The 14,000-nt window shown below is 43.9% G+C and carries 11 protein-coding genes; 4 read left to right on the top strand and 7 right to left on the bottom strand.

Annotated elements, in window-relative coordinates:
* Nucleotides 1–4: 4 nt before the first annotated feature.
* From JMX97_RS01985 to ribA, 3 genes are all read right to left on the bottom strand, one after another.
* On the bottom strand, nt 5–475 hold the full coding sequence (locus tag JMX97_RS01985) for a c-type cytochrome (RefSeq protein ID WP_201554665.1): 471 nt from the start codon (nt 473–475) through the stop codon (nt 5–7).
* 367 nt (nt 476–842) lie between these two features.
* Complete coding sequence (gene hemF, locus JMX97_RS01980; RefSeq protein ID WP_201554663.1) at nt 843–1,850, bottom strand: oxygen-dependent coproporphyrinogen oxidase; 1,008 nt, start codon at nt 1,848–1,850, stop codon at nt 843–845.
* An 86-nt stretch (nt 1,851–1,936) separates the two neighbouring features.
* Nucleotides 1,937–2,611 (bottom strand): GTP cyclohydrolase II, encoded by a 675-nt coding sequence (ribA, locus tag JMX97_RS01975; RefSeq protein WP_201554661.1) that lies wholly within the window; start codon nt 2,609–2,611, stop codon nt 1,937–1,939.
* A gap of 573 nt (nt 2,612–3,184) precedes the next feature.
* Between ribA and dxs the strand changes: the two genes are divergently transcribed.
* Both dxs and JMX97_RS01965 read left to right on the top strand, forming a co-directional pair.
* Nucleotides 3,185–5,296 (top strand): 1-deoxy-D-xylulose-5-phosphate synthase, encoded by a 2,112-nt coding sequence (gene dxs / locus JMX97_RS01970; RefSeq protein WP_201554659.1) that lies wholly within the window; start codon nt 3,185–3,187, stop codon nt 5,294–5,296.
* A gap of 353 nt (nt 5,297–5,649) precedes the next feature.
* Nucleotides 5,650–6,477, top strand: a complete 828-nt coding sequence (locus tag JMX97_RS01965) for an inositol monophosphatase family protein (RefSeq protein ID WP_201554657.1) — start codon at nt 5,650–5,652, stop codon at nt 6,475–6,477.
* Between the two features lie 123 nt (nt 6,478–6,600).
* Here JMX97_RS01965 and JMX97_RS01960 read toward each other — a convergent pair whose 3' ends face one another.
* Complete coding sequence (locus JMX97_RS01960; protein ID WP_201554655.1) at nt 6,601–7,995, bottom strand: WS/DGAT/MGAT family O-acyltransferase; 1,395 nt, start codon at nt 7,993–7,995, stop codon at nt 6,601–6,603.
* A 165-nt stretch (nt 7,996–8,160) separates the two neighbouring features.
* Entirely contained in the window at nt 8,161–8,985 is an 825-nt protein-coding gene (locus tag JMX97_RS01955) for a thiazole synthase (RefSeq protein ID WP_201554898.1), read from the bottom strand.
* Nucleotides 8,986–9,298: 313 nt separating this feature from the next.
* Between JMX97_RS01955 and gspE the strand changes: the two genes are divergently transcribed.
* Complete coding sequence (gene gspE / locus JMX97_RS01950; RefSeq protein WP_201554653.1) at nt 9,299–10,855, top strand: type II secretion system ATPase GspE; 1,557 nt, start codon at nt 9,299–9,301, stop codon at nt 10,853–10,855.
* Between the two features lie 189 nt (nt 10,856–11,044).
* On the opposite strand, the gene JMX97_RS01945 is transcribed toward gspE, so the two are convergent.
* Nucleotides 11,045–11,533, bottom strand: coding sequence for a RidA family protein (locus JMX97_RS01945; protein WP_201554651.1), 489 nt, complete (start codon nt 11,531–11,533; stop codon nt 11,045–11,047).
* Nucleotides 11,534–11,636: 103 nt separating this feature from the next.
* Nucleotides 11,637–12,329 (bottom strand): DUF4442 domain-containing protein, encoded by a 693-nt coding sequence (locus JMX97_RS01940; RefSeq protein WP_201554649.1) that lies wholly within the window; start codon nt 12,327–12,329, stop codon nt 11,637–11,639.
* A gap of 207 nt (nt 12,330–12,536) precedes the next feature.
* Between JMX97_RS01940 and JMX97_RS01935 the strand changes: the two genes are divergently transcribed.
* The gene (locus JMX97_RS01935) at nt 12,537–13,973 is read left to right on the top strand and encodes an McrB family protein (RefSeq protein ID WP_201554647.1); all 1,437 of its coding nucleotides are present in this window, start codon (nt 12,537–12,539) and stop codon (nt 13,971–13,973) included.
* Nucleotides 13,974–14,000: the final 27 nt, after the last annotated feature.

Here is a 14,000-nt window from a genome sequence, read left to right as displayed (position 1 = left end):
AATATTAGTCCTCTTTTTTTACTTGATAATCATTGTGGCAAGACTTACAGCTCTTACCAACGGCAACAAAGGCAGGCTTGAAATCTTCAACGCTAGTCGCTGTTTGTGCAGCATTGTTCAGCTCAGCGGTCGCTTGTTGAAAGTTCTCTGACTTAGTTCGGAAGTCATCAGTATTAGACCAAACGGCTTCGGTAGCATTACCAACGGCTTCTTGGTCTTCAAAATGGCTCCAAGGGTTTTTGGAATCCTCGGCTAAGAAGGCGGCTTGCTCTTTAACTACCGCCGCATCAAAAGTATCCGGTGCTTTCACCATATCACCCATGACACCCATCGCATCGCCATAGCTTTTCATCATATCTTGACGCGCTTTGACATCAGGATTAGGGGTGCTACAAGCAGTTAGACCCAATGCGGCGGTCATCAAAGTGATACCGAGGATAGATTTTAAAGATTTGTTATTGTGAACCTGTGTCATGTGTAGACTCCTTTACACTTGGTTATTAAGAGGCGGATAAACCAATGTTAATCCAAAATTAAGTTTCTATTATCTATCAATTTTATAAATTGAGGTTTTAAAACGGGTGGTATTAATAATATTTTTTGTGATGCAACTTCAGCTACGAGCAGTTTAGGTGTTATTAACGATCCATCAAGTAATTTGGCTATGATTTTGCACTCTCAATTGCTAAAAGCTAGAAGTCATTTAAATCTACTAAAAAAACATACATAAATAAAGGCCAGCTATTACAGCTGACCTCTAATTGTTAATAAAAATTATTGATATTGTTAATTCATACTTAAATAGTTATTTAATATCTAGACTAACATTATGCCAAGAAGGACTATAAAGTCAACCAGTCTTGTGGTTTTAAATAGTAATCGGTCAATTCAAACTCTGGAGTATCAGGCTCAGGCTCAAAGCGGTAGTGCCAGCTGGCAAGTGGCGGCATACTTACTAAGATAGACTCAATGCGGCCATTGCTTTGTAGCCCAAATAGCGTTCCGCGGTCATAGACTAGGTTGTATTCAACATAACGACCACGGCGATAGAGTTGAAATTCACGTTGTTCGTCAGTATATGGCGTTTCTTTACGCTGCTCAAAAATGGGAGTAATACCGTCAAGGTAGCCGTTGCCGACCGCTTTCATAAACTCAAAACAAGTCTCAAAGTCCCAGCCACGGCTATCAGTATTGACATCATCATAAAATAGTCCGCCGATACCGCGCTGTTCATCACGGTGGCGCAGATGGAAGTATTCATCACACCACTGCTTAAAGTCGGGGTAGACGCTATCACCAAAGGGTGCACAGAGGTCGTGACAGACTTGATGCCAATGTACACAATCTGCTAATACTGGATAAAACGGCGTTAGATCAAAGCCGCCACCGAACCACCAAATAGGATCTTCGCCTACAGCTTCGGCGACAAATAAGCGTACATTTGCGTGACTGGTCGGGACGTTAGGGTTTTTGGGATGGACAACCAGTGAGACCCCCATAGCTTGCGCTTTGCGTCCTGCAATATCAGGATGGCGCGCGGTCGCTGAAGCGGGTAAATTATGGACGTGAATATGGCTGAACATAACCCCTGCTTTTTCAATAATCTCACCATCTGCCAAAATGCATGAGCGGCCACCGCCGCCTTCCGGACGTTCCCAGTCATCAGGGGTAAAGGTTGCACTGCCTCCACCATCAGCTTCTTGTGCTTCTAACGCTCGACAGATACGCGCTTGTAAATCCACTAAAAACTCACGCACACGCAAGATATCATTCGGAGATGGAATAGCCGTATCCGTTATGCTGTCACTGTTATTGTTTGTCGTTTTGCTATTTATGCTAGGTATGCTCATAAAAGTATCTATAATAATAATTTATGTGAATAAAGGCGTTGTTTATCAATGAAGCTGTTTATTAATAAAGCTGTTTATTAATAAAGCTATTTATTGAGATGGGCTTCGGTATAAAACTCTTTATCAAGTAAATGGCCCATGCGGTCACGCTTGGTTGCTAAGTAGCCAGCATTGATCTCATTAACCCCAACGACTAGCGGTACGCGTTCAGTCACCTTAATACCATGCTCGTTTAAATAAGCGATTTTGTCCGGATTGTTGGTAATAAGGCGCACCTCATTAACGCCGACATGCGCTAGCATCGGCCCGCACATCTCATAGGTGCGCGCATCAGCTGGCAGCCCTAACATCAGATTGGCATCTAAGGTATCATGACCTTGATCTTGGAGGGCATAGGCGCGAATCTTATTGGTCAGTCCAATACCGCGACCTTCTTGGCGCAGATATAAAATAGCACCGCAGCCAGTCTCTTGTATCGCCTGCATGGCCGTATTGAGCTGCGCGCCGCAATCACATTTTAGCGAACTAAAAGCATCTCCTGTTAAGCACTCAGAGTGAATACGTACCAGCGGAGTAGGATGCTCTGCCAGCTTACGATCACTGCTATTAGTGGCTATAGTGGTAGATGTCTCGTGATCTACTACAGGTAAACCGACCGTGAGCAACACATGCTCTTGACCGTCTTCATTTTCGAAGATATGTATATCAAACTCGCCGTGACGAGTAGGCAATTTGGCACTGGTGATAAATTGATGTGACATTGATGTCCTGCATAGGCCGATCATCGTGGCGGTAGAGGGGTTTGGCATAGCCATGTTATAATAGCTATGTCGCAATAACTATAGTGTTATAGCTTAGTTGTTATTAGTATAACCTGTTCGTGAGGATAGCACGCTTATCGAATTTGCGAGAAAAACACACAAATTTCACAGACTACGCACGATGATTAGAGCGATAATTAAAAAAAAATGCTATTATGCCATACTATTTTGACGGATACAGTGACAAGTCTTTGCCCTTACATTACTGTGTCGTCATTAGCCTGTGATATTGATGCAAAATAACTAGCTATAATAATAGCTAAGCACAATGTTAATGATTAGCGGCGCTATAGGAAGCATATCGGGATTTATTATTCATTATGACGGCGTATTCAGCGTTGTTCATGGTTATATAGAGGGTTATTTAGATAATACTTATATAAATTATTATCTAAATAATCATATAAATAGTGATGCAAATCTTATCAATGCAGCCGTATCAATAAGATAACGGCATATAATGATATGTTAAGGTAGCATCTTGTCAGCAGATTGGTAGGTATCGTACGGTTTATGCAGCAGTCACCTCTTTTTTCACAGTCTTGGTCATCACCTACGTCGTCACCTACGTCGTCATCTACGCCATCAGCCTCTGATTCTGCTGCACAGCTATCAAGTTTGCAACAGACGTACGCTATGATTCCACGCGTGCGCCCTCATACGCCGCTGCTTGACGACATTGACGCGCCTTTTGACCTTAAGACCTTCACAACCGCTCAGCTAATAACTTTGGCTAATGAGCTGCGGCTGTTTCTATTGTATTCAGCGGGACAAAGTGGGGGACACTTTGGAGCAAATCTAGGTGTGGTCGAGCTGACTATTGTGCTTCATTATCTGTTAGATACTCCGCAGGATCAGATTGTTTGGGATGTGGGTCACCAAGCTTATGCTCATAAGGTGTTGACGGGTCGCCGTGATCAGCTGGGAACTATCCGCGCTAAAGGGGGCTTAACGGCTTTTCCTGAGCGCATAGAGTCTGTCTATGACACTTTTGGTGTCGGACATTCATCGACCTCAATTTCAGCGGGTCTTGGCATGAGTTTGGCACTACGTTACCAAGGTCGTGCGCAGACTGTTGCTTGTGTGATTGGCGATGGCGCTATGACGGCTGGTATGGCTTTTGAGGCCATGAATGATGCCGTACAGCAAGACGCTGATCTGTTAGTAATTTTAAATGACAACGACATGTCGATATCGTGCTCTATTGGTGGGTTCTCACGGCATTTAGCAATGCTATGGGAATCAGGCTATCAGGTCGATATCTCAGAGTCAGGCGCACCAGTATTACGTCAGCGTCCGATTATGCAAGGCTTCGATAGACGTAAGCGTCATAAAGAGCAACGTGATGTCCCGCAGCTAGAAGACAATTTATTTAAAGCGATTGGCTTCACTTATTTTGGTCCATTTGATGGTCATAATATCCCTGAGCTGCTACGGGTCTTATCCTTGGCTAAGCAGATACCAGGCCCAGTGTTAGTACATATCTATACTACTAAAGGTAAAGGATTTTCCCCAGCTGAAGTAGATCCGGTTGGCTATCACGCCATCGGTAAATTACCTGCTGAAGTCAGTGTCAATCAAGATATTAATAAGCACGATTCTATAAAAGACAATCCTTCTATTGATGATGAGCCAGAAACCACGCCTGCCTTAAAATATTCGCAAGTGTTTGGACAGTTCTTATGTGACAAAGCGGCTCAGGACGATAAGCTGCTAGCGATTACTCCCGCTATGGAAGAAGGCTCGGGGATGATTGAGTTTGCCCACCAGTTTCCAACGCGCTTTTTTGATGTGGCTATTGCTGAACAACATGCAGTCACGTTGGCTGGTGGTATGGCCACTCAAGGCGTTAAGCCAATCGTAGCGATCTACTCGACATTCTTACAGCGTGGTTATGATCAGCTTATTCATGATATTGCCTTACAAAATCTGGATGTGACGTTTGCTATTGATCGGGCGGGCTTAGTCGGTGAAGATGGGGCGACTCATGCTGGCGTGTTTGATTTTGCGTTTTTGCGTTGTGTGCCCAATATGTTGATTGCTGCGCCCAAAGATGAAAACGAATGCTATCAGCTGCTCAATACCTGTTATGAATACCAAGGGTGCACGGCGGTACGCTATCCACGCGGTACTGGTACTGGCGCGATTATCAAGCGTCCTGCACAAGCTTATAAAGTCGGCCAAGCGGTGGTAGAGTCCGTATTGGGCTCTGAAAATGCGACTGTTAAACTAGCGCTATTAGCGTTTGGTACGATGGTCGCAACGGCCGGGCGAGCGGCTGAAGTATTGATGACTGATGCTAGCGTTAAGACAGACTGTCAGGTACAAGTCGTCAATATGCGTTGGGTAAAGCCCTTAGATACGGAACTATTAGAAGCATTAATTACGCAAGGCGTGACCCATATCGCGACTTTAGAAGAGCATATGATTATGGGCGGTGCGGGTAGTGCGGTAAACGAGTATTTGCTCAATGACTCCTCTGCCTTCAAAAGGAACCGTCCGGCCATTTGTAATATCGGTATTGCTGATCGTTTCATTGCGCACGGCTCACAATTAGAACAATTAGCCGATTGCGGTTTAGATGTCACGGGTGTGGTTACGCAACTGCATCGGTTATTGTCTTAAAGCTGTTCTAAGTAAGTGCATAAAGTTTAAAAAATTGTTAAAGAATAGATTTAAGCCAGCTTTAAGTTGGTTTTAATGTGGTTTTAATAGAAGTTTGATGGAAGTAACGCCTGCTTGCCGTAGGTGCTGATTGTTTTACAACTTGCGCAGTTTGTGACGACGACCAATGATGATGGTTGGTTTGGCGAGCATGACGGTTTTTTTCATTGTTACTAAGTATTTTTAGTATAATGTGGTTACTATTTTTAAGATTACATAAAGATGGTGTGATACAGCGGCTAATTGGCATGTTGTGGACACAAAATTAGCATTATTCATTCGTTTTATTCATTCATTAAGTAGATAGGTTATTTATGGAACCCATGGTCGTCATCGCAGCGCGTACTGCAGAAAAAGTTGGTAAAGAGATTTTATACGCACATGAAAACCGCCACAAAATTGAGCTGGATATTGAGTCAAAAGGGCTTGATGGGCTGGTCACGCGTATCGATCGCTTTAGCGAAGAGTTGACCATAGAGACCCTAAAAGCCAGCTATCCCAATCATTCATTTTTGGGTGAAGAATTTGGTATGCAAGAAGGTCGCGGCGAAGAGGCTGACTGGTGCTGGATTATTGATCCGCTAGATGGCACCAAAAACTTCGTTCACGGTGTGCCGCAGTTCTGTGTATCGATTGCGGTACAGCATAAAGGTGTCACTCAACATGGGGTGGTCTATGATCCTGTTCGTGATGAAATGTTCTCTGCCAGCCGTGGTAAAGGCGCGCGTTTAAACAATCGTCGTATGCAAGTGAGCGAGCGCAAAACTCTTGACGGTGGCTTATTCACGACTGGCCATCCGCTTGAGCGTAAACGTAATGGCGAAGTTATCTCCTATGCTAAAGAGCATTTTGAAAGCTTACAAAAGGTCAGCGAAGCGGGCGGACAAATTCGCCGTTTAGGGTCAGCAGCACTAGATTTGTGCTACGTGGCTGCCGGTCGTTTTGATGGTTACTTTGAGATGTCTATTAAGCCGTGGGATATCGCTGCCGGTGAGTTGATTGTTACCGAAGCGCGCGGTGTGGTGGTTGATCATAAAGGTACCCATGACTCGATGACGTCCGGCTCTATCTTTGCCTGTAATGTAAAATTATTAAAACCACTGATGCAAATTGTCGTACCGACATGGGGTGATGCGTTTTAAGCATCAACTTCATAAAATTACAGCTATTAAAAATTTGCTATTAAAAAAAGCTGACTCCATTATGGGATCAGCTTTTTTGTTGAGCTTCTTTTATTGACTATTAAAAATTAATAACAATTGGAATCATTCACGTAAGCCCAGATGTTTCTCTTCACTAACATTTTCTAACACGGTCAATTCTTCATCAATTAGCGTCAGCATATCCTGTACGTGCGGTAGTAATTTACTACAAGCAGTGATACAAAATTCAACCTTATCTAAATAGCTGGCAAGCGTGATGTTCATACCCTGTCCATTAAATATGATAGAAGCAGGATACAAGGCTTTCAGCGGTGCGCCATTCCAATATAACGGCTTTTTAGCACCGGGTACGTTAGAGATAATCAGGTTGAATGCTTGTTTTTTTGGATACAAACCAGTCAAAAGGTTCAGACCTTCCCACGCATAGGCAATAGCACTATAGTTAATCACCTGCGCTTGATTCATCCGACCAAAGCGGCGTTTACCACTATTCATACTGCGGTTAATCAGCTGTAATCTGCGCATAGGATCGTTTGAATGGGTCCCTAAATTGGCCAATAAAAATGATATTTGATTGCCCGTTGCACTGTCATCACTGCGTAGTGAGATGGGCACAAACGCAATCAGTGGTTTACTTGGTAAAGCGTCCATTTCCATTAAATAACGACGTATAGCGCCTGAACAGACCGCAAGAATCACATCATTGATACTGACATCAAGCCTATCTGCAACATTACGAAAGCGCTGCATGTCATAAGATTGCGCGGCTATCCGCCGTGAAGCTGAGATGCGCTTATTGAAAATAGTCATCGGTGCATCAAAAGTACCAACATAATCGTCATCGCCATTATGCTTGATATTATCTAGCAGCTCAGTAAATACCGGCTTAATGGTAGACAGTTGCTCTTTGATGATACGCCTGATAGAGCGTCCCTTCGGAATTAAGGCATCAACTTGGTTACGGTGACGCGTCATTAGTGACCAGACGGGCAGAGTCATCGGCTCAGTTGGCGACTGTGATAGAGATTTTTGGACAAGGCGCATGGCAGCAATACCATCGACCAAAGAATGATGAATTTTAAAGTACAACGCAAAACGTTCAGGACTGTTTTCAGTTTCTGGACGAATGCCTTCAATGACTTGACATTCCCATAATGGCATGGCCCGATCTAGCAGACGGCTGTGTTCTTTTGAGATATACATGAGCAGCTCGCGGACGCGTGCCGGCTTGGGTAGAGCGACATGACGAAAGTGATGCTCAACATCAAAGTCCTCATCCTGTTTCCAAAATAGTAAATGCTCAAGCACTTGATTAAAGGGAAAGCTGGGCGGCACCGTAGATGTTTGCATCTGCTGAACCAACTGATAAACAAAATCGCTATTCGCGCCTTGTGCCTCTTTTGGTAACTCAAATAAGAATAAACCACCAACGTGCATGGGCTGCTTACGCGACTCAAGAAGTAAGAATATTTGATCGACGGCAGTCAACAATCGCATGGCGTGTCCTTTAAGGTCAATGGGTTGCGCGCTATGAATAGTTACCATGACGGCGCATCAATATAAACAGCAACTAAGTTAAATTAATTTTATTATTTCACTATTAGCTTTTGATTGTTAGCTTTTTGCTAAAAATATTATGGTAAAAGCTATTTAAAATTGGCTCTATTGGAAAAAATATCCGGTTTGTGGTGAGCTAGCCTGTGCCATCTGACGCATCGGCATACGTCCGGCCAAAAACGCTTCACGTCCGGCCCAAATTGCGTGTTTCATCGCCTGCGCCATCAGTACTGGGTTTTGAGCATTGGCAATCGCTGAGTTCATTAGCACACCATCACAACCAAGCTCCATAGCAATCGCGGCATCTGATGCGGTACCGACACCGGCATCGACCAGCACAGGTACCTTAGCGTTTTCGATAATCAAACTTAACGTATGGCGATTCAGCAAACCAAGACCAGAACCAATCAAGCTACCTAGCGGCATAATCGCTACGCAGCCCATACTCTCTAATTCTTGCGCGACAATAGGGTCGTCTGAGGTATAAACCATCACTTCAAAGCCATCATCAACCAGCACTTTTGCCGCTTTGAGGGTTTCCATGATATTGGGATAAAGGCTTTTTTCATCGCCTAATACTTCAAGCTTGACCAAATTATGCCCGCCAAGTAGCTCACGAGCAAGCTTACAAGTACGCACTGCGCTTTCAGCATCGTAGCAGCCAGCAGTATTAGGCAAAATCGTATATTTATCCGGCGAAATGACATCAAGTAAATTAGGCTCATCCTTGTTCTGGCCAATATTAGTACGGCGAATGGCAACGGTCACGATTTCAGCTGCTGATGCGGCGATAGCGGTGCCAGTTTCGGTCATGTCTTTATATTTGCCTGTACCTACAAGCAGTCGCGACGAAAACGTACGACTACCAACGGTAAAAGTATCTTGGGCAAGAGAGGTTTGGTCGGTAGCAGTGGTCGTAGCTTGGTTCATGGCTTGTGACATATACGGAATCCTAATAACTAATAGTTATAAAATCAGCTATAAAATCAGTTATAAAATATAGAAAATGAATAAAATATCAAATTAAAAGTTAATGTAAGATACCAACGATATCATGCAAATGACAATTCTATTTAACAAATAAGTGAGCGTTGTGAATGTCTTGCTAATCGAACAAAACAAAATGTTATTATAACAAACTCATGTATGTTTACTTTAATATTTACCCCGCTCAACCATTTAAGCATGCAGCGCTTTTTATGTCTTTAATTCTTTAGTTATCTTTATTTATCAGGTCGTCTTTATGATGCAATTGCCGTACAGTTTTGCGAAACGCCATCAGCTTTTGGCTATTCTTGCGATTGATCCTGAGCTGCCACCGACATTGGTACTCACTACCGCCACGCCATTATCTGCTATTAATGAGGCGGTGCGGTTTTTACAGCAACAAGGCGTGCGCGGTGTGCCAACTTATGACAGCGTCAGTCCGAACGACTTTGAAAAACGTATGAATGCTGCTTATGCGGGTAACACTGGCGAGTCGCAGCACATTGCCGCTGGCCTTGAAGACCATCCAGACCTTGATAGTTTAGCCGATAGCGTCCCTGAGACCGAAGATTTGATGGATCAGCAGGATGATGCGCCTATTATTCGCCTGATTAATGCGCTATTGTCCGAAGCCATTCGTCTTAATGCTTCAGATATTCATATTGAGACTTTTGAGAAGCGGCTGGTAGTGCGCTTTCGGGTTGATGGTGAACTGAAAGAAATTATCACCCCCAAACGTCAGTTAGCGCCGCTACTGGTTTCGCGTATCAAAGTTATGGCCAAGCTCGATATCGCTGAGAAGCGGGTACCGCAAGATGGGCGTATCAGCTTACGATTGGCAGGGCGCGAAGTCGATGTGAGGGTGTCAACCTTGCCATCGAGCTTTGGTGAGCGAGTAGTAATGCGTTTATTGGATAAACAAGCGGGTCATCTTAATATGACTTATTTGGGATTGTCCGATAATGACTATAGTGAGCTTAAGCGCTTAATTCATCGTCCGCATGGCATCATTTTAGTCACTGGTCCTACGGGCTCAGGGAAAACCACCACTTTATATGCTGCCTTGACCGATCTGAATGACCAAACGCGCAATATATTAACCGCTGAAGATCCGATTGAGTTTCAGCTCGATGGTATCGGGCAGACGCAAGTTAATAATAAGGTCGACATGACCTTTGCTAAGAGTCTGCGGGCGATGTTACGGCAAGATCCTGACGTGGTGATGGTTGGTGAAATTCGTGATATTGAGACCGCTGAGATTGCAGTGCAAGCGTCGCTAACTGGACATTTGGTCTTATCCACCTTGCATACTAATAGTGCGATTGGTGCCGTGACTCGCCTACAAGATATGGGCGTCGAGCCATTCTTATTATCGTCGTCACTGATTGGGGTAATCGCGCAGCGGCTAGTTCGCACACTCTGTACACATTGTCATACCTGGCAATCCGCCGATCCTGAACAGGCAAAGCTATTTAGTGAAATTGGTATTGCGGTAGATGGCATTAAAGTAGAAGATGTTAATTCAGTAGAGACAGCAATTAATTTGCCCAGACCGGTCGGCTGTGACAAGTGTAATCAGTCTGGCTTTAAGGGCAGGACAGCGATATATGAAGTGGTTCCCGTTGACGATGCCTTACGGCGTATGATTCATAGTAATACCGCAGAGTATGAGCTAGAAGCCTATGCTCGGCAACAGACACCCTCGATTCGCGCCGATGGTCTACGTAAAGTTATAGCAGGACGGACGACGTTAGAGGAAGTGTTGCGGGTAACCAAAGAAAGCGCCCTAACGGATGACGCTTTGATTGACTAGAAAGGGTTGATAAAGTGATTGGCTATATTATAAATACAATATATAAACTCGCGTAACTGGTAAAAATTTTCTTGCTTGCTGTGCGGCTGTGCCACTCCAGAGGCTGCAAAAATTTCTCCCAGTCATGCTGTATCCATTTCCAAGTAGATTAACTATATTAAGCTTTTGCATAAAGGTTAGAGTGGTTAATTATTTCGCTGCCATACACTCAATCTCAACGCTAGCACCGGCCGCTAATTCTGTTACCCCAAAGGCTGAGCGGACAGGATAGGGCTTAGCGAGTTCGGTTTGATAGACTTTATTAAAGTCGCTAAAGTCGTCCATATCAGTGAGCATGGCGCTACATTTGATAATGTTTGACTTTTGATAACCATATTGTAATAAGACCGCCTGAATATTATCTAATGTTTGCTTGGTTTCGGCTTTGATACCGCCTTTGACTAATTTGCCGTCTTTAAAGCCAATTTGGCCAGACATGTATAAAGTATCGCCCACCCGAACGGCTGATGAAAACGGATATTCACCGCCATCACCAAGAAATATCGGTGAAGATTTACTAAGAGTTGTGTTTGTCGCAACCGGAGCCGCTGTAGCGCTTACAGCAAGCCCTAATGAGCAAACACCCATGAGTAAGGCTTTTGATAAATTTATGGTCAGTTTATTGGTAACATTAGACATTGCTGTCTCCTTATTATTGATGTGTTTTATTATTAATGCGTTTAATACAGTATTTGAGATTAGGCTTTATTAATTCTTATCATCCGTTGATGTTCAACACGCCTTAATGACTTTGCTCAGTTTCAGTTTCAGTTTCAGTTTCAGTTTCAGTTTTTTTACGACTTTTACCCTGACGACGTGCTTCTAATTCAGATTTGGGTATCCAAGCCCAGGTCATCTCAACGACGATAGGATCACGCTCGCTATCAGACTCGCGGTCATTGATGACGCATGGGATGACCATCTCACCTTTGGGCGTATTTAAAATATGTAAGCGCTGCTCATCCGATAAAGTAGCAATCGCGGCCACTTGACCTTTTTTAAGCGGACGATAAAAATTGACTGAGTAGGATTTAATCAGCAGTACGCGGTCGGCAGGTAAGTTCAATCCTAAGATAAATCCAGTGGCGGTCTCAGCAAGCAAAGTCACCGCCACCGCATGAATAGAGCCGATATGGTTCTGTACACTTTTGCTATTATTTAAGCTAACCACCACTTGATTGGGATCGACTGTTTCATAACAAATACCGGTGGTGCCTACATACGGCACGACTTTGCCAAAAGCTTTGGATAAAATTGTTGAACGTGCACTGGCAGGCAAATATTTAGTAATAGACAACAGTTTGGTAAATTGGTTGCTGATAGGCTTAAGAGTCGTGCTGCTTGGTTTCTCCGTTTGCGGACTGAGGGCGTCAGAGATTTTGGCTGGCAATTTCGTAGACAGTTTAGTAGGTAGTTTTTTTAATAATCCTGACATATAAAATTCCTCAATTTAGGTTAGTGGGATAATGGTACATTAACCTGCACATACCTGCCATTATTAGCATAAACTGCCATGCTCATAAAAGACTCATAAAGTATGAGTAAGGTAACGAAAACTCGACTTCACTGTTTGTTAGCGCGCATTCCGCTCATTTATTTTACTGCTTTATTTTTATCTGTTTTCTAGACGCTGAGTTCAACTATGCATGATATGTCCACTACTGAGCCTACCAATATTATTTATACTGGCGTCGCTGGCACCGGTAAAACTTACCGCTTGCTGCAAATCGCTAAGCAATATACAGACCATCTGCCTAGAGCGGACGATGACCAGTTGCTCATACAGTTGCTACACGGCTTAAGCTGGCGTGAAGTGACTTGCTTGATATTTTTAGATTTCCAAACCCAACGGCAAGATTTGTTGAAAGTTCCTGAAATTGTTGCACATGAGTTTTATATTGCCAAAGCGTCACACAATGAACGTGATAAAAACTTAAGCAGCACCGCATGGTCAGTGTTGCAAATGCACAGTCCGGCAGCGTCTCAAACGGTCAGTTGTGAAAACCGGGCTAGCCAAGCTTATTTCGATAAAGATAACAGCGGAGCGTGGTATTTATTGCCGGAGAGCATAGAGTTGTTAGCAGAACTATCGCAGCAGCTAACAGAGTTTAAGCAGGCGCAACTTGATAATACTAAGCAGCAGCAGGGTTTTAACAAGCAGCGTTTTAGCATGGTTAGTTTTCACCAAGCCTATGGTTATGAAGAGTTTGTAGAAGGTATTCGACCGGTTATGGGCAGCAATAAACACGCACAAATGAGCTACGATATCCAAGATGGCGCGTTTCTGACGCTATGCCGTCGTGCGGCGGCTGATCCTGAGCAGCGCTATGCCATGCTAATCGACGAAATCAACCGCGCCAACGTCTCAAGGGTATTCGGTGAGCTGCTTAGTTTAATTGAGCCCGACAAGCGCGCTGGGCTACCAAATGCTATGCAAGTCAATCTAGCCTATTCTGGTCGCGCGTTTAGCGTCCCTGCCAATATTGACATCTATGCCACCATGAATACTCAAGATCATTCACTAGCGCCACTTGATATGGCATTGCGTCGACGTTTTCGCTTTATTGATTGCCCACCGCAGCCGGAGCTATTACCGGTTATCAACGTTGCCAAAAACTCCGAAGACCATGAGCTATCGACAACGATAGATTTGGCGCAGCTGTTAACAGGTCTAAACACTCGCATCCTGCAAACCTTAGGACAAGAAGCGCAATTGGGTCACGCCTTTTTGTTCTCAGTACAGAATTTAACCCAGCTACAAACAGCGTTGATTGAACAAATCATTCCCCAATTAGCGCAAGCTGCTGGCGGGCAAGTTGCTGTCTTGCAATATCTGTTTAAAGACGAGCAGCAACCTCATAGCGCGCAATTTATTCACGATAGCCAAGCCATGATAAATAACACGATAAATAACTATCCAAACGATCAGCCCAATATTATGGCTCAAGATCAAATATTTGCCGATCAAAACGCTTTTTTGGGGCAATCTATGAACGCTGGCGGTTATCTGATTAATCCAGACTTTATCGCAAAGACAGGCGAGTTTGTGCTGCCATCTGTGTATCAGCGTTTATATTAATGCCAATGATGATGAACAATCACGACG

Source organism: Psychrobacter sp. 72-O-c (genome assembly GCF_904846605.1).
In the GTDB taxonomy this organism is placed as follows: Bacteria; Pseudomonadota; Gammaproteobacteria; order Pseudomonadales; family Moraxellaceae; genus Psychrobacter.
This window is presented reverse-complemented; position numbering and strand designations above follow the sequence as displayed.